Raw genomic sequence first — 16,619 nt, 5'->3', positions numbered from 1 at the left:
GATGTCCTATGATCTCAAAGGCAAGCGTGTTTGGGTTGCGGGGCATCGTGGTATGGTGGGTGGCGCCGTGGTGCGCCGGCTCGCTTCCGAGGACTGCGCGGTCATTCGTGCTGGACGAGACGTTATTGACTTGACGCGACAGACCGAGGTTGGTGACTGGATGGCGGAGGTGAAGCCGGATGCCATCATTATGGCTGCGGCCAAGGTGGGCGGCATCCTCGCCAACGATACCCATCCGGTAGATTTTCTTGTCGAGAACCTGCAAATCGAGACGAATATCTTCGCGGCGGCTCATGCGAACGAAGTCGAACGTCTCCTGTTTCTCGGGTCGTCGTGTATTTATCCCAAGCTCGCGCCGCAGCCGATCCCGGAAGACAGCCTGCTGACCGGCCCGTTGGAACCGACCAATGAGTGGTATGCCATTGCAAAGATCGCCGGGATCAAGATGGCGCAAGCCTATCGAAAACAGTACCACCGCGACTGGATCTCGGCGATGCCGACAAACCTCTATGGTCCAGGTGACAATTATGACTTGCAGTCGAGCCACGTATTGCCCGCGCTGTTGCGTAAGTTCCATGAGGCCAAGCAACGGGGGGCGGGTTCAGTCACACTGTGGGGCAGCGGCACGCCCTTGCGGGAGTTCCTGCATGCCGACGACCTTGCCGACGCGCTGGTCTTCTTGCTCAAAGAATATTCCGGCCATGACCATATCAATGTCGGTTCTGGCGTCGAGGTGACGATCCGTGCGCTTGCCGAGACTATCGCCGAGGTGGTGGGCTACCGGGCCGAGCTCGTATTCGACCCATCGAAACCTGATGGCGCCCCGCGAAAGTTGATGGACAGTTCGAAACTACGCGCTTTGGGTTGGAACAACCACCGCAGCCTTCGAGAAGGGATCGCTGAGACCTATGCTGCGGTCGACGCCAACGGCTGGTGACCTGGGTGAAGAACATGCGATCTTCGATGTCTGGAGCCGCCGATCACGGCCGCACAATCATCTCGCAAACCTTTGGGATGCCACTGGCTTTGGCAGCAGATTGAAGACAGTCAGTGGGATCGGGAGCCTCGAATACGACTGCGATATCCGGATATCAGGACCAGATCGCTTTGTTCGCGATGTGCGTCCCCGGATTCCGGGACTGATCGTTCAGATCAACAGCCCTTCCCGGCCCATGCACCAACCCCATCGTTGCGAAATGGTGTATGAGTGCTAACAAATGGCCTAGGGTGTTCTCCACCAGTCGCCGTGAGAAAGGGCCAACATGAACCTGCAACATGTCTCCGGTTCGGGGCCGGTGTCCTGCGCCTTCCATGACGCTGCGCCGCACCCGGAGGTGAAGACGGAATGGTGGTTCGTTCAGGGCGAGTTCATGCTGGAGGGGCGGGCCCATGATCTCATGGTCATGTTCGGGCGAGCCACGTCGCAGGAGGATACTGGTGAAACCGGTTGGCTGCTGTTTGCCTCCCTGCGGGCCGTGGGGGCTGCCGATCTCGATTACATCAGCCTCGCCACCGAGAGCATGACCCGGTTCGGCAACGCGGAATCGCGCGACAAGCTGATCGAGGGCGGAATGCCCGAAGCGATGGCGCGGGCCTATGTCGAAGAGCTGGCGCGCTTTGGGCCGCCGGCGCCGGTCCGGGTGTCGGGTGCGCCGGTATCGGAACGCATGGATCGCCTCGACATCGCCTGGGAAAGCATCTCGCTGCGTCAGTCCGAGAGCGGCCAGATCGAGTTGCGCCTGCCATGGCCCGGACGCAACGCATCCTGCGCCTTCACGCTCACCCCGGCGGTCGACTGGTTCTGGGATCCCGATTGTTCCGGCGGCCACAATTTCGGAACCATGGCTTATGCCTCGTGCCCGCGGATGACGGTGACCGGCACCGTCGATGGCTTGTCCGTCACCGGCGCGGCATGGTTCGATCATCAATGGGGCGAGCGCGGCTGGCTCGAACCCGCGCAGGGGGCCGATGGCACCGAGACATTATCCTGGGCCTGGTTTGCCATCGCGCTGGATGAGCGCCGCCACCTGCTGATGTGGCGGGGCGAGGATCCCGAGACGGGGCGTATCCACGACGTCAGTGCGTTCCTGCTCGGCGATGGTCCGGGTCCACGGCGCGCCAGCGCCGTTTCCATCGAACCCACGGCATTCTGGACGAGCCCCGACACGCACGCCCGCTATGCCACCTCATGGAACCTCGAGATCGCCGATTTCGATGCCCGTTTCTCCTTCACTGCCGCATCGGTGACCAGCGAAGTCCCGGTCTATGGCGGGTTCACGGCCGTTTGGGAGGGCGCGGGCCGTGTCGATGGGCAGTTTGCCGGGCGGCCGATATCCTGCCGGGGGCATCTTGAGCTTTTCGGCTATGCGATGCCGTCGAGTTTCGAGGCCAATCAGGCCGCGTGGATCGCGCGCATCGACGGCCATATCGAAGCGCTCCTGCCCAGGATTCTGGATAATGACTGGCTGTCGAACACCGTCGCTCCGGCCCACTGGCCCTATGACATTGCCGCACATAACGCGATGCTGAGCGGGCCGTCATGGGCGCTGCTGGATCGCGGCGGCAAACATTGGCGCTCGGTCTTCGGGGTCTTGATGCTGCGCGCCCTTGGGGCAGATGTGGCGCCCTATGAGCAAGCCGTCACGGTGATCCCGGAGCTGGTTCATGCCGGATCGCTGATGATCGACGACATTCAGGACAATTCCTCCCTTCGCCGGGGCGGCCCGGCGATTCATACGATCTATGGGCGGGCCGAAACCATCAATACAGGTAACTGGCTCTACTTCCTGCCCCTCAAGGCGCTCGAAAATCACCCCGCCCTCGATGTCGCGCAGCGCGAAGAGATTTACCGGATCATGATGGATCTGTTCGTGCGGGCGCATGCAGGGCAGGCGCAGGATCTGTTCGCTTCGGCCTGGGACCGGGAACAGGTGGCGCTGGAGGCGCCGGGCGCCTACGCGGACAAGGCATTGCAAACCTATGCCTTGAAAACCGCAGCCCCGGTCCGGGCAATCGGTGCGATTGTCTGCGTCATCGCCCGGGCGGATGCCGCGACGCGCAGTGCCTGCGAGACTTACGGCGAGATGGCGGGCGTTGCCTATCAGATCATGGACGACGTGCGGAACATCGAGAGCGATCCGGCGCTTGGCAAGGATCTCGGCGAAGATATCCGGCACGGCAAGCTGACCTATGTGATCCTGCGCGCGCTTGAGCGTCTGGCGCCTGCGGGCCGGGCGCGTCTGTTCGCAATCGTCGCCACGCCCGGCGATGAGACAAGCGAGACGCAGCTGCGCGAAGCCATCGACATCATCCGGCAGTCGGGCGCACTCGATGCCTGCCGGACCGAGGCGCGGGCGATGATTGATACGGCCTGGGATGCGCTGTCAGCCTTTGTCCCGCCGTCGGTGTCGAAAACTATGATCCGGCTGATGTTCACCCGCTTGTTTGCCGACCTGCCACCGTGTTCGAACTGAACGGCACGATGCGCAACCGGCGCTCTCTTGATCGGGCGTGAATATCCGGATTGAGCGGGCCGATAGGTTCGCTGACGGGTCTGGATCAAATCGTGGTTAATCTGGCTCGCCAGGCCGTGCCCCCCCGGCAAGAGCTGCCGCCGACAGAAACGTGTTCCCCGTCGCAACGTGCTATCCTTTGGAGAAATTTGAAGCTGCACCGTTGTTTCCAGAACAATGCGCGTCGGATTTTGGGTGACCTGGTTTCCCGGTTTCGGGTAGAAATCGACTGAAGACGCAAAGGTATACTACGGCATGCCGTGCTGCGCCCGAAGGGCGCGCGAGCCGTGCGAGAGGAGAGATCATGCCCAGCGAACCGGAACAGAACGATATGTGCATGCGTCAGGGTCTGACGGTTTCGGCCGATCTCGCGCGGTTCATCGAAGACGAAGCCCTGCCCGGCACGGGCGTCTCGGCTGATCGGTTCTGGGCGGGCTTTTCCGAACTCGTCCATGGCTTCGGCCCGCGCAACCGCGCGCTGTTGGAAAAGCGTGAGACGATCCAGGAGCGGATCGACGACTGGCACCGGACCCGGCGGCAGCAGCCGCATGACCGCGCCGCCTACAAGGCCTTTCTCGAAGAGATCGGCTATCTTCTGCCCGAAGGCGACGATTTCGAGATCGAGACCGAAAACGTCGATCCGGAGATCGCCCGGATCCCCGGGCCTCAGCTTGTCGTGCCCATCACCAATGCGCGTTTCGTTCTGAACGCGGCAAATGCGCGTTGGGGCAGCCTCTACGATTGCCTCTATGGCACCGATGCGATGGGGCGGCCGGTGCCGAATGCGGGCTTTGACGAAGGGCGGGGCGCCCGCACGGTTGCGCGCACGGCGGTCTTTCTCGATGAGGTGTTCACGCTCACCGATACAAGCCATGGCAAGGCCCAGTCCTACACGATCGTCGACGGCCAGCTTCGGGTCGACGGCGCCTCGCTGAACGAGCCGGACAAGCTGGCGGGCTACTGTGGCGCGCCAGAGCGCCCGTCCTCGATCCTGCTGCGCAATAACGGTCTGCATGTCGAGCTGGTCTTCGATCCCGATGCCCCGACCGGCAAGCTCAGCAGCAGCGGGCTTGCCGATGTGGTGATGGAATCGGCGATGTCGGCAATCATGGATTGCGAGGATTCCGTTGCCTGCGTCGATGCCGAGGACAAGGTTCTTGCCTACCGCAACTGGCTCGGATTGATGCGCGGCGATCTTGCCGAGACCTTCAGGAAAGGCGACAGCCTGATCACCCGCAGCCTGAACGCGGACCGTGATTACACCGCTCCCGACGGGTCACGGCTTTCGGTCAAGGGCCGCGCGCTGATGCTGGTGCGCAATGTGGGCCACCTGATGACCAATCCGGCGGTCCTGGACCGCGAGGGGCGGGAGGTGTTTGAAGGTCTGATGGATGCGATGGTGACGAGCCTGATCGCCATGCACGATCTGAGCAAGGATGCCGGTCTGAGAAATTCCGAAACCGGATCGGTCTACGTGGTCAAACCCAAGATGCACGGGCCGGAGGAAGTGGCCTTTGCTTCCGAGGTCTTCGCTCATGTCGAAGGGGTTCTTGGCCTGCCGGAAAACACCGTGAAGCTGGGCATCATGGATGAAGAGCGCCGCACCAGCGTGAACCTCAAGGAATGCATTCGCGCGGCCAGGCAGCGGGTCTGCTTCATCAATACCGGGTTCCTCGACAGGACCGGCGACGAGATTCACACCTCGATGGAGGCGGGCCCCTTCAGCCGGAAGGATTTCATCAAGCGCAAGGGATGGATCCAGGCTTACGAGAACCAGAATGTGGATATCGGGCTGGAATGCGGGTTTTCCGGCAAGGCCCAGATCGGCAAAGGCATGTGGGCGGTGCCCGACAAGATGGCGGCCATGCTCGAACAGAAGATCGAGCATCCTCGCGCCGGGGCGAATTGCGCCTGGGTTCCGAGCCCGACAGCCGCAACGCTTCATGCCACGCATTACCACAAGGTCGATGTTCTCGCGGTGCAGGCCCAGCTCAAGCGCGGCGGGCGCCGGGCCTATGTCGAGGCGCTGCTCGATATCCCTCTCGCAGATTACAGGCGCTGGACGCAGGACCAGATCCGCCGCGAGGTCGAGAACAATGCCCAGGGCATTCTCGGCTATGTGGTGCGCTGGATCGACCAGGGCGTGGGCTGCTCGAAGGTGCCCGATATCAACGATGTCGGGCTGATGGAAGATCGCGCCACCTGCCGCATCTCGGCCCAGCACATCGCCAACTGGCTGTATCACGGCGTGGTCACCGCCGACGAGGTTGAGCAGATCATGAGGCGGATGGCCGAAATCGTCGACCGGCAGAACGCCGGCGATCCGTTCTATCGCCCGATGGCGCCGGATTTCGACGGGATCGCGTTCCGGGCGGCAAGCGATCTGGTGTTTCAGGGGCGCGCGCAGCCCTCTGGATATACCGAGCCGATCCTTCACCGCAGGCGGCTTGAATGGAAGGCGCAAAGGTGATGCCCGAAGATGGGCGGCGGCTGGGCGTGGCCCGCCGCTTTCCATGGGAGGTGTCGCAAGGCTTGCCGGCATTTTCAAATTCATTCGAAAAGAGCTGTTGCGGCTTGCCGGGTGGCGGGCGAGGGGCTTAATTCGGATAGTCGGATAGAATTCCGGAGCTTGCAGGAGCACTTATGACCGCCGACTATTACGCCCCGCATGGTGGCCATCCCGGCCAGAACCAGTTGCTGACGGATCGCGCGGTGTTCACCGAGGCCTATGCGGTGATCCCGAAAGGGACGATGCGCGATATCGTGACCAGCTTCCTGCCGTTCTGGGAGGGCACGCGCCTTTGGGTTCTGTCGCGCCCGCTCTCGGGCTTCGCCGAGACCTTTTCGCAATATATCATGGAGGTGGCGCCGGGGGGCGGGTCGGACCGGCCGGAAACTGACCCCGATGCCGAGGCGGTGCTTTTCGTTGTCGAGGGCACGGCACGGCTGAGTGTGGACGGCGCCGAGCATGACATGACGCCGGGCGGCTATGCCTACCTGCCGCCGCAGGCGAAGTGGACGCTGTTCAATCGCGGCACCGAACCGCTGCGCTTCCACTGGATCCGCAAGGCTTACGAGGCGGTCGAGGGGCTGGATGCGCCGGATGTGCTGGTGCTTAACGAGAACGACATCGCGCCAACGCCGATGCCCGGCACGGATGGTAAATGGGCCACGACCCGTTTTGTCGATCCGGCCGACCTGCGCCATGACATGCATGTCACCGTAGTCACCTTCGAGCCGGGGGCCGTCATCCCGTTTCTTGAGACGCATGTGATGGAACACGGGCTTTACGTGCTGGAAGGCAAAGCCGTCTACCGGCTCAACACCGATTGGGTCGAGGTCGAAGCGGGCGATTACATGTGGCTGCGCGCCTTCTGCCCGCAAGCCTGCTATGCAGGTGGGCCGGGCAGGTTCCGCTATCTTCTCTATAAAGACGTCAACCGCCATATGGCCCTGCGCCCGCCATCGCGCGGCGCGCGGTAGCCGCTGCGGCTCAGCCCCGCACGGGCATGGCGGCGCCACCGATGGCCAGTGTCAGCTCGCGCGCCGCTTCCATGACGGGGCGGCTCAGGCGCGCCAACTCGTCCAAACCGATCCGGCTGGTCGGGCCAGACACCGATATCCCGGCCACCGCCTCGCCACCGACATCGAAGACCGGTGCCGCGATGCAGCGCATACCTGGGTTTTTTTCTTCGTTGTCGATCGCATAGCCACGCCGGCGCACCGCCTCCAGATCGGCGCGCAGATCGGCGGGGTTGGTGATCGTCCGGTCGGTGAAGGCGTCCAGCGGCGCGCTGTCGAGGAAGCGGTTCAGGCGGTCGCCATCCATCTCGGCGAGAAGCGCCTTGCCGATCCCTGAGGAATGCATCGGCGACAGGGTGCCGGGCGGAAAGAAGGCGCGAATATTCGCGTGGGTCTCGACCTGGCTGACGAACAGAACCGAGCCCTCCTTTTCAAACCCGAGATTTGCCGTTTCGCCGGTGTCTTCCATCAGTTTTCGCAGGATCGGGCGGGCGCGCTCGACCAGGCTCGTGCGGCGCAGAAACCGCGCGCCGATGACAAAGGCCCGGGGGCCGATATGCCAAAGCTGCTCGTCCTGATCGAATTCGACAAGGCCCCGCCCCTCCAGCGTTGTCAGGATCCGGTAGATTGTGGCGGGCGATTGCGCCATCTCCTCGGCGATGGCCGTCAGGGCCTTGCCCTGCGCTTCGCTGAGAAACTCGAAAACCTCCATCGCCCGGTCGAGCGACTTGATCGTGTTCTGGGCCGGTTTTGCATCCCACCCACGCGGTCGGCCACGCGCCTTCCGGGCTTTGGGTTTGGCATTATCTCGCAAATCCATAAGAAGTTTCTCATTTAACTGAAACACGATTTCACAATATGAAAAAAGTAAGTCACTGGCAATGCTGGTAAATATCCACAAATCTTATTTATGAAAGCATTTTTCAAAAAAATTTCATATGGTCGTGAACGGCAATATCGTGGGGGCACGACGCGAGGAGAGTCTCATGAGCATCCAAAATCCCGTTTTCATACCGGGCCCGACGAACATCCCGGAAAGCCTGCGCAAAGCCTGCGACATGCCGACGATCGACCATCGCTCGTCGCTGTTTGCGGAGATCCTGCCGCCGGTGCTTGCCGGGGTGAAGCGGGTGCTCAAGACCGAGACGGGCGAGGCGATAATCTTCCCCGGTTCCGGCACCGGCGGTTGGGAGGCGGCACTCTCGAACACGCTCTCGCCCGGCGATAAGGTGCTGGCCGCCGATTTCGGCATGTTCAGCCGCAAATGGATTGATATGTGCCGCCGCCACGGGCTGGAGGTGCAGGTGGTCGAGGCGCCGTGGGGCGCGGCCTTGCCGGTCGGGGAATTCGCCGCGATCCTCGCCGCCGATACCGAACATCAGATCAGGGCGGTGCTCGGCACCCATAACGAAACCGCTACCGGCGTGCGCTCCGATATCGGGGGTCTGCGCGCGGCGATGGATGCGGCCGGCCATCCCGCCTTGCTTTTCGTCGACGGGGTCAGCTCCATCGCGTCGATGGATTTCCGCATGGATGACTGGGGCGTCGATGTGGCCATCACCGGCAGCCAGAAAGGCTTCATGCTGCCCGCGGGGCTGGCCGTTGTCGGGGTGAGCCGCAAAGCCATCGCGGCGATGGAAACGGCCCGCCTGCCGCGCTTCTACTTCGACTTCCGCGACATGCTGGCGATGAACCCGGCCTCCGGCTACCCCTACACGCCGGTGGTCGGGCTGCTGAACGGGCTCAAGGCGGCAATCGCCATGATCGAAGCCGAAGGGCTGGACGCGGTCTTCGCGCGCCACCACCATATCGCCGAAGGGGTCCGCGAGGCGGTGCGCGCCTGGGGCCTGCCCTTCTGCGCCACGGCGCCAGAGAGCTATTCCGATACCGTGACCGCCATCGTCATGCCCGAGGGGATCGACGGCAACGCCTTCGTCGCCCATGCCGAAAAGCGCTACGGCGTTTCCTACGGCGCCGGGCTGGGCGCGGTCGCCGGCAAGGTCTTCCGCATCGGTCATCTTGGCCAACTCACCGAGACGCAGGCGCTCGCGGGCATCGCCACCGCCGAAATGGCGATGGCCGATCTGGGGATCGGCATTGCCCCGGGCTCCGGCGTGGCCGCCGCCCAGCTTTTCTATCGGTCCAGCCCGGTGCTGGCGCAGCGGGTGGCGGCAGAATGAAAGACGCGGCGATGCATATCCCGACCTATGACGACATGCTGACCGCGCATGACCGCATCGGGCCGTATATCCGGCGCACGCCGGTGCGCCGGTCGGACTACCTCAACGAGCTGACCGGCGCCGAACTGTTCTTCAAATGCGAGAACTTTCAGGAGCCGGGCGCGTTCAAGGTGCGTGGCGCGGCCAATGCGGTGTTCGGGCTGGATGAGGCACAGGCGAAAAAGGGCGTGGCGACGCATTCATCCGGCAACCATGCCTCCTGCCTGTCCTATGCCGCGATGAAGCGCGGCATTCCCTGCAACGTGGTGATGCCCCATACCGCGCCTCAGGCCAAAAAGGATACGGTGCGCCGCTATGGCGGCCAGATCACCGAATGCGAACCTTCGACAACCTCGCGCGAGGAAACATTCGCCAGGGTGCAGGCCGCGACGGGGGGAGATTTCGTGCACCCCTATAACGATCCGCGCGTCATCGCCGGGCAGGGGACCTGTTCGAAGGAATTCATCGAGCAGACGGACGGGCTTGATATCGTCGTCGCCCCGATCGGCGGTGGCGGGATGATCTCAGGCACCTGTCTGACCCTGTCGGTGCTCGCGCCCGAAACCCGGGTCATCGCCGCCGAGCCCGAACAGGCCGACGACGCCTGTCGCAGCTTCAAGGCGGGCTACATCATTGCCGACGACGCGCCCAAGACCATCGCCGACGGCCTGCTGGTGCCGCTGAAGGAACTCACCTGGCATTTCGTGTCGAACCATGTCAGCGAGATCTTCACCGCGTCGGAACAGGAGATTGTCGATGCGATGAAGCTCAGCTGGAAACATCTGCGCGTGGTGATGGAACCGTCAAGCGCCGTGCCGCTCGCCACCATCCTGAAGAACCCGGAGGTGTTCCGGGGCAAGCGCGTGGGTGTGATCGTCACCGGCGGCAATGTCGATCTGGATAGATTGCCGTGGATGGCGGGCTGAAGCCCGCCCTGCGACCCACCACGCAGGGTGGGGGTTCACCCCGCCCCAACAAGGAGAAACGCGAATGAACAAACCAGCAGATATCGAACAATATGAGGTCGGTTTTGACATCCCCGCCGCCATCGGCATGGACGAGGCCGACATTCAGACCCCCTGTCTGGTGCTCGATCTCGACGCGCTGGAGCGCAACATCAGGAAGATGGGCGATTATGCGAAGGCGCACGGGATGCGCCACCGGGTGCATGGCAAGATGCACAAATCGGTCGATGTGGCGAAGCTGCAGGAGCGCTTGGGCGGTGCGGTGGGCGTGTGTTGCCAGAAAGTGTCCGAAGCCGAGGTTTTCGCGCGTGGCGGCATCAAGGACATTCTCGTCTCCAATCAGGTGCGCGATCCGCTGAAGATCGACCGTCTGGCCCGGCTGCCGAAGCTTGGCGCGCGCTTCATCGTCTGCGTTGACGATATCGACAACGTGACCGAGCTTTCGGCGGCGGCGAAGAAGCACGGCACCGAGCTGGAGGTTTTCGTCGAGATTGACTGCGGGGCAGGGCGCTGCGGTGTCACCACCACCGAGGATGTGGTGAAGATCGCGCAGGCCACCGACACTGCCGACAACCTGAAATTCTCGGGGCTTCAGGCCTATCAGGGGGCGATGCAGCACCTCGACCTTTATGAAGACCGCAAGGCCAAGCTCGATATCGCCATCGGCATGGTGAAGGACGCGGTGGCCGGGCTGGAAGCGGTGGGGCTGAAGCCGGAACTCGTTTCGGGCGGCGGCACCGGCTCTTACTATTTCGAGAGCAATTCGGGCGTGTTCAATGAGCTTCAGGCCGGCTCCTACGCCTTCATGGATGCCGATTATGGCCGCATCCTCGATCGAGAGGGCCAGCGCATCGACCGGGGCGAGTGGGAAAACGCCTTTTTCATTCTCACTCAGGTGATGAGCCACGCCAAGGCTGACAAGGCGATCTGCGATGCCGGGCTGAAAGCGCAGTCGATTGATAGCGGCTTGCCGGTGATCCATGGCCGCGACGATGTGGAATATATCAAGTGCTCCGACGAGCACGGCGTGATCGCCGATCCGCACGGTGCCTTGAAAGTGGGCGAGAAGCTGCGGCTGGTGCCGGGCCATTGCGACCCCACCGCCAATGTCCATGACTGGTATGTCGGCGTGCGGAACGGCAAGGTCGAAGCCCTTTGGCCGGTTTCGGCCCGCGGCAAGGCCTTCTGAGCGGCCCGGTCCGCGAACGGGGCAGGAAGGCCCCGCCCTGCCGGCGCCGGAAAGCCGCCCTCTGCGCCTGTTGCCTTCCGGTTGCGGCGCGCGGGCGCGGGAATTTCTGTTGGAGGAAAACATGCTGATCGTACCCGAGCGCGAAATCGCGCCCCTGATGACCCGCGCGGCGGCGTTTGACGCTGTCGAGAAGGTCTTTGCCGCGATGGCGGCGGGGGATGCCTATAACTTCCCGGTCGTGCGTGAAGCGCTGGGCCACGAGGAGGCGCTTTACGGGTTCAAGAGCGGGTTTGACCGCGCGGGGCTGACGCTTGGGCTGAAGGCCGGAGGATATTGGCCGCACAATCTCCAAGCCCGCGGGCTGATCAATCATCAGTCCACCGTCTTCCTGTTCGACCCGGATACAGGCCGGCCGACGGCGATGGTGGGCGGCAATCTGCTGACGGCCCTGCGCACGGCGGCGGCGTCGTCGGTTTCGATCAGGCATCTTGCGCGTGAGGATGCGAAGGTGCTCGGCATGATCGGGGCAGGCCATCAGGCGGGCTTTCAACTGCGCGCTGCCCTTGAACAGAGGGATTTCAACAAGGTCATCGGATGGAACCTCCATCCGGAAATGCTGCCCAGGCTCGCGGAGATTGCCAGCGAGGCGGGCCTGCCCTTCGAGGCGGTTGGCCTCGACCGGATGCGGGAGGCGGATGTGATCATCTCGATCACCTCATCCTTCGCCGCGATCCTCGGGGCGGATCAGGTCAGCCCCGGCACCCATATCGCCTGCATGGGCACGGACACCAGAGGCAAGCAGGAGCTGGACCCCCGGCTGCTGGCCCGCGCCGCGGTGTTTACCGACGATGTGGCGCAGTCCGTCACCATTGGCGAGGCCCAGCATGCCGTTGGCCAGGGGCTGATCGCCGAGGCGGACCTGACCGAACTGGGCGCGGTGATCAACGCCACCCATCCGGGGCGCACGTCTGGCGACCAGATCACGCTGTTTGACGGCACCGGCGTGGGCCTGCAGGATCTCGCCGTGGCGGCGGCGGTGGTTGAGCTTGCGGTTGCGAAGGGCGTTGCCATCGAGGTGGATATCTGAAGACCCTGCTGCCGTGCCGAGGCGCCGGGCGGCTGCGGGCCGTTTTTGCAGCCGGACTGATTGATCTTGCGCGCCTGCTGAGGCAGGTGTTCGCCATCCTGCCTCCCGCCCGGAGGTGAGGTGATTTTCTATCCCCGGGGGCACGGATCGCTGCGGACAGCGCGCCGCGCCGCTTCGGGCAGAATGGCATGAATGCGGGTTCCCGGCCCCGCGTGACCGAAACGACAAGCTGCCCTGCGGGCAGGACCGCGCAGCGGAAGGACAGAACATGGCGAATGACAGGTCTGGCAAAGACGTCGAAAAACGGGCCGCGCTCGACTATCACGAGTTTCCGCGCCCGGGCAAACTGGAGATCCGGCCAACCAAGCCGATGACCACGGGGCGCGACCTTGCCCGCGCCTATTCGCCGGGCGTGGCCGAGGCCTGCACCGCGATTGCCGCCGACCCGCGCGCCGCGACCCGGTTCACCGCCAAGCGCAACCTCGTGGCAGTGGTCTCGAACGGCAGCGCCGTGCTTGGCCTTGGCAATATCGGCGCGCTGGCCTCGAAGCCGGTGATGGAGGGCAAGGCCGTTCTGTTCAAGAAATTCGCCGGGATCGACTGTTTCGACCTCGAAGTCGACGAGGCCGACCCGGTGGCCCTTGCCGAGCTGGTCTGCCGGCTTGAGCCGACCTTTGGGGCCATCAATCTTGAGGATATCAAGGCGCCCGATTGCTTCGTTGTTGAACGGGTCTGCCGCGAGCGCATGAACATCCCTGTATTTCATGACGATCAGCACGGCACCGCCATCGTCGTCGCGGCGGCGGCGCAAAACGCGCTCAGGATCGCCGGCAAGCGGCCCGAAGATATCCGCGTCGTCGGTCTGGGGGCCGGGGCGGCGGGCATCGCCTGCCATACGATGCTGCACAAGATGGGCGTGCCGCTGGAGAATATCACCATATTCGACCGTGATGGCGTGCTGCATCCCGGCCGCAGCGACCTGGCCGCCGAGCAGATGGTTTTTGCCACGGCCTCGGCGGAGACGGTGCTTGAGGACGCTCTGAAGGGGGCGGATATGTTTCTCGGCCTGTCGGGGCCGGGTGCGCTGCCCGCTGCCCTGGTGGCGGCCATGGCCGACAGCCCGATCATCTTTGCGCTGGCCAACCCCACACCCGAGATCATGCCCGAGGAGGCCCGCGCCGCCGCGCCTGGCGCGATGATCGCGACGGGCCGGTCGGATTACCCCAATCAGGTGAACAACGTTTTGTGTTTCCCCTTCATCTTTCGTGGTGCGCTGGATGTCGAGGCGACCGAGATCAACGACGCGATGAAGCTTGCCTGCGTCGACGCGATTGCCGGGCTCGCCCGCCAGATCACCTCCGCCGAAGTTGGTGCGGCCTATGAGGGCGAGCGCCTCAGCTTCGGTCCGGATTACCTCATCCCCAAGCCCTTCGACCCCCGGCTGCTGCCGACGATTGCGGTGGCGGTGGCGCGTGCGGCGATCGAAACCGGAGTCGCCCGGCGCGAGATCGACCTGGAGGAATACCGCCACGGCCTCGAAGCGCAGGTTTTCAAATCGTCCCTCGTGATGCGCGGGGTCTTCGAAGCGGCCCGGCAATCGCGCCGCCGGATCGTCTTTGCCGAGGGCGAGGACGACCGCGTGTTGCGGGCGGCGCAGGCCATGGTGGAAGACGGGGCCGGCCAGCCGATCCTTGTCGGGCGGCCCGAGGTGATCGCGCAGCGGCTCGACCGGGCCGGGCTGAGCATCCTGCCGGGGCGCGACTTTGAAATCGTGAATCCCGAAAGCGATGAGCGCTATCGCGATTACTGGCAAACCTACCACGATGCCATGCGCCGCAAGGGTGTTACCCCCGATCTGGCCAAGGCGGTCATGCGCACCAACACCACTGCGATTGCAGCGGTGATGGTGCGGCGGGGCGATGCCGACAGCATGATCTGCGGCACGTTCGGGCAATATCTCTGGCATCTGAACTACGCCACCCAGATGCTCCAGAGCGATGCGCTGTCACCCGCCGGGGCGCTGTCGCTGATGCTGCTGGACGATGGGCCGATTTTTGTCGCCGACACGCATGTGAATATAGAGCAGAGCCCGGAAACCTTGGCGCGCACCGTGATCGCGGCGGCCCGGCATGTGCGCCGGTTCGGGATTTCACCGAAGATCGCCCTGTGTTCGGGGTCGCAATTCGGCAATCTCGATTGCCGCTCGGGCCGCGTCATGCGCGGCGCGCTTGAGATCCTCGACACGACCGTGCGCGATTTCGAATACGAGGGCGAGATGCATACCGATGCCGCACTTGATCCCGAGTTGCGGGCGCATTTGCTGCCGGGCAATCGCCTGTCGGGCCGGGCCAATGTGCTGATCTACGCAAATACCGATGCGGCCGGGGCGGCGCGCAATCTGCTGCGGAGTGCCGCGGGTGGAACGGAGGTCGGCCCGATCCTGATGGGCATGGGCAACCAGGTCCATATCGTGACCCCGGGTGTCACGCCGCGCGGCCTGCTCAACATTGCGGCTTTGGCGGGGACCGATGTGGCCAGCTACAGCTAGGGCGCCGGTGGCGGGCATCGACCGGGCACAGCAACCACCATGGCAGGAAAGCCCCGGACTTTCGTCCGGGGCTTTTTGCTTGCGGCTTCGGAACACAGGCGCGTTCCGTCGCCGATATGTCGCCTGAGGGCGGTCAGACGTGGGTGTCCTTCTCGAAGTCGCCCGCCGCATGGCCCGCCATGCCGCCCGAGACTTCCTCGGTCGCCTCGTCCGACAGCTCTGCCGGCAGGACAAGGTTGAGCACGATGGCGATCAGCGCCGCCGGCAGGATGCCGGAGGTGGCCAGCACCTGCAGCGTCGACGGCAGATATTGCAGCGCGCCCGGCTCAAGCTGAAGGCCGAGGCCAAGCGACAGCGAGATCGCGAAGATCACCATGTTGCGGCGGTTCCAGTGAACATCCGACAGCATCGAGATACCGGCAGCCACGACCATGCCGAACATCACGATCACGCCGCCGCCGAGCACTTCGATCGGGATTGTCGAAATGATCGCGCCCACTTTCGGGATCAGCCCCGCGACGATCAGGAAGATCGCGCCGATCGTCACCACGTGCCGGCTCATCACGCGGGTCATCGCGATCAGGCCGACATTCTGGCTGAACGAGGTGTTCGGCAGAGCGCCGAACAGGCCGGAAATGGCGGTGCCCAGACCGTCGGCGAAGGTTGCCCCCTGAATCTCCGTGTCGGTTGCCTCGCGCCCGGCGCCGCCCTTGGTGATCCCCGATACATCGCCCACGGTTTCAACCGCCGAGACGAAGGCCATGAGGCTGAAGCCGATGATCGCGGCAACCGAGAATTCGAGGCCGAAGTGAAGCGGGTTCGGCAGCGCGAAGGCCGCCGCATTGCCGACGCCGCCAAAGCTGACCATGCCCATCGCCAGGGCGACGGCATAGCCGGCGAGCAGGCCGATCAGAACCGCCGAGACGCTCAGCATGCCACGGGCGAAGAATTTCAGCCCGAGGGTGACCACGATCACAACCCCGGCCACCAGCCAGTTGCCGGCGCTGCCGTATTCCTCAGTGCCGATCGCGGGCACGCCGCCTGCGGCATACTGGATGCCGACCTGCACCAGTGCCAGCCCGATCATCATCACGACGAGGCCGGTAACCAGCGGCGGCAGCGCAAAGCGGATCTTGCCGATGAACAGGCCGAGGACGGCGTGAAACAGCCCGCCCACAAGAATGCCGCCCATCAGAACGGCAACGGCGTCGACCCCCTTGCCCGCCACAAGCGGGATCATGATCGGAATGAAGGCGAAGGAGGTGCCCTGCACGATGGGCAGCTTCGCACCGACCGGGCCGATGCCGATGGTCTGGAACAGCGTCGCAACGCCGGCGAAGAACATCGACATCTGGATCATGTAGATCATCTCGGGGAAGTCCGGGCTGTTGGAGCCGAAGCCGAAGCCGGCGGCACCGCAGACGATGATCGCCGGTGTGACGTTCGACACGAACATCGCCAGCACATGCTGTATGCCCAGCGGGATCGCCTTTGCGAGCGGTGGTGTGTAATTCGGATCGCGGAGCTGCTCCGGCGTTCCGATGGATGCATCAGCCATGGTGTTTCCTCCCCTATTG

Annotated in this window: 11 protein-coding genes; 9 read left to right on the top strand and 2 right to left on the bottom strand. The window is 63.8% G+C overall.

Features of this window, described 5'->3' with window-relative positions:
* Window position 1: 1 nt before the first annotated feature.
* The 4 genes from fcl to QMG28_RS15615 all read left to right on the top strand — a co-directional run bounded on the left by fcl (window position 2) and on the right by QMG28_RS15615 (window position 6,995).
* Window positions 2–937 carry a GDP-L-fucose synthase gene (fcl, locus tag QMG28_RS15630; protein ID WP_281843253.1) on the top strand — a complete coding sequence of 312 codons (936 nt, stop codon included), beginning with the start codon at window positions 2–4 and terminating at the stop codon, window positions 935–937.
* Window positions 938–1,262: 325 nt separating this feature from the next.
* Window positions 1,263–3,473 (top strand): polyprenyl synthetase family protein, encoded by a 2,211-nt coding sequence (locus QMG28_RS15625; RefSeq protein ID WP_281843252.1) that lies wholly within the window; start codon window positions 1,263–1,265, stop codon window positions 3,471–3,473.
* A gap of 343 nt (window positions 3,474–3,816) precedes the next feature.
* Window positions 3,817–5,982, top strand: a complete 2,166-nt coding sequence (locus QMG28_RS15620; RefSeq protein ID WP_434784450.1) for a malate synthase G — start codon at window positions 3,817–3,819, stop codon at window positions 5,980–5,982.
* A gap of 173 nt (window positions 5,983–6,155) precedes the next feature.
* Window positions 6,156–6,995 carry a bifunctional allantoicase/(S)-ureidoglycine aminohydrolase gene (locus QMG28_RS15615; protein ID WP_281843251.1) on the top strand — a complete coding sequence of 280 codons (840 nt, stop codon included), beginning with the start codon at window positions 6,156–6,158 and terminating at the stop codon, window positions 6,993–6,995.
* A gap of 10 nt (window positions 6,996–7,005) precedes the next feature.
* Here QMG28_RS15615 and bhcR read toward each other — a convergent pair whose 3' ends face one another.
* Window positions 7,006–7,854 (bottom strand): HTH-type transcriptional regulator BhcR, encoded by an 849-nt coding sequence (gene bhcR, locus QMG28_RS15610; protein ID WP_281843250.1) that lies wholly within the window; start codon window positions 7,852–7,854, stop codon window positions 7,006–7,008.
* A gap of 166 nt (window positions 7,855–8,020) precedes the next feature.
* Between bhcR and bhcA the strand changes: the two genes are divergently transcribed.
* From bhcA to QMG28_RS15585, 5 genes are all read left to right on the top strand, one after another.
* A complete protein-coding gene (gene bhcA, locus QMG28_RS15605; RefSeq protein ID WP_281843249.1) occupies window positions 8,021–9,214 on the top strand; it encodes an L-aspartate--glyoxylate aminotransferase BhcA in 1,194 nt (397 codons plus the stop codon).
* Complete coding sequence (bhcB, locus tag QMG28_RS15600; RefSeq protein ID WP_281843248.1) at window positions 9,211–10,179, top strand: beta-hydroxyaspartate dehydratase BhcB; 969 nt, start codon at window positions 9,211–9,213, stop codon at window positions 10,177–10,179. Before bhcA ends, bhcB begins: the two co-directional genes overlap by 4 nt.
* A gap of 64 nt (window positions 10,180–10,243) precedes the next feature.
* Entirely contained in the window at window positions 10,244–11,407 is a 1,164-nt protein-coding gene (gene bhcC / locus QMG28_RS15595) for a 3-hydroxy-D-aspartate aldolase BhcC (RefSeq protein ID WP_281843247.1), read from the top strand.
* Between the two features lie 121 nt (window positions 11,408–11,528).
* Entirely contained in the window at window positions 11,529–12,494 is a 966-nt protein-coding gene (gene bhcD / locus QMG28_RS15590) for an iminosuccinate reductase BhcD (protein ID WP_281843246.1), read from the top strand.
* 268 nt (window positions 12,495–12,762) lie between these two features.
* Complete coding sequence (locus tag QMG28_RS15585) at window positions 12,763–15,042, top strand: NADP-dependent malic enzyme (RefSeq protein WP_281843245.1); 2,280 nt, start codon at window positions 12,763–12,765, stop codon at window positions 15,040–15,042.
* Window positions 15,043–15,175: 133 nt separating this feature from the next.
* Here QMG28_RS15585 and QMG28_RS15580 read toward each other — a convergent pair whose 3' ends face one another.
* Complete coding sequence (locus QMG28_RS15580) at window positions 15,176–16,600, bottom strand: uracil-xanthine permease family protein (RefSeq protein ID WP_281843244.1); 1,425 nt, start codon at window positions 16,598–16,600, stop codon at window positions 15,176–15,178.
* Between the last annotated feature and the right edge of the window lie 19 nt (window positions 16,601–16,619).

The sequence above is a fragment of the Sinisalibacter aestuarii genome (assembly GCF_027923545.1).
Classification (GTDB): Bacteria; Pseudomonadota; Alphaproteobacteria; order Rhodobacterales; family Rhodobacteraceae; genus Sinisalibacter; species Sinisalibacter aestuarii.
Note: the sequence above shows the minus strand (reverse complement) of the source record. Positions and strands in the feature narration are given on the sequence as shown.

Bases quoted from the DNA above. Each gene is read 5' to 3' on its own strand.
- bhcR (WP_281843250.1), bottom strand. From the start codon at position 7,854: ATGGATTTGCGAGATAATGCCAAACCCAAAGCCCGGAAGGCGCGTGGC.
- QMG28_RS15615 (WP_281843251.1), top strand. From the start codon at position 6,156: ATGACCGCCGACTATTACGCCCCGCATGGTGGCCATCCCGGCCAGAAC.
- bhcC (WP_281843247.1), top strand. From the start codon at position 10,244: ATGAACAAACCAGCAGATATCGAACAATATGAGGTCGGTTTTGACATC.
- QMG28_RS15625 (WP_281843252.1), top strand. From the start codon at position 1,263: ATGAACCTGCAACATGTCTCCGGTTCGGGGCCGGTGTCCTGCGCCTTC.
- fcl (WP_281843253.1), top strand. From the start codon at position 2: ATGTCCTATGATCTCAAAGGCAAGCGTGTTTGGGTTGCGGGGCATCGT.
- bhcA (WP_281843249.1), top strand. From the start codon at position 8,021: ATGAGCATCCAAAATCCCGTTTTCATACCGGGCCCGACGAACATCCCG.
- bhcD (WP_281843246.1), top strand. From the start codon at position 11,529: ATGCTGATCGTACCCGAGCGCGAAATCGCGCCCCTGATGACCCGCGCG.
- QMG28_RS15585 (WP_281843245.1), top strand. From the start codon at position 12,763: ATGGCGAATGACAGGTCTGGCAAAGACGTCGAAAAACGGGCCGCGCTC.
- bhcB (WP_281843248.1), top strand. From the start codon at position 9,211: ATGAAAGACGCGGCGATGCATATCCCGACCTATGACGACATGCTGACC.
- QMG28_RS15620 (WP_434784450.1), top strand. From the start codon at position 3,817: ATGCCCAGCGAACCGGAACAGAACGATATGTGCATGCGTCAGGGTCTG.
- QMG28_RS15580 (WP_281843244.1), bottom strand. From the start codon at position 16,600: ATGGCTGATGCATCCATCGGAACGCCGGAGCAGCTCCGCGATCCGAAT.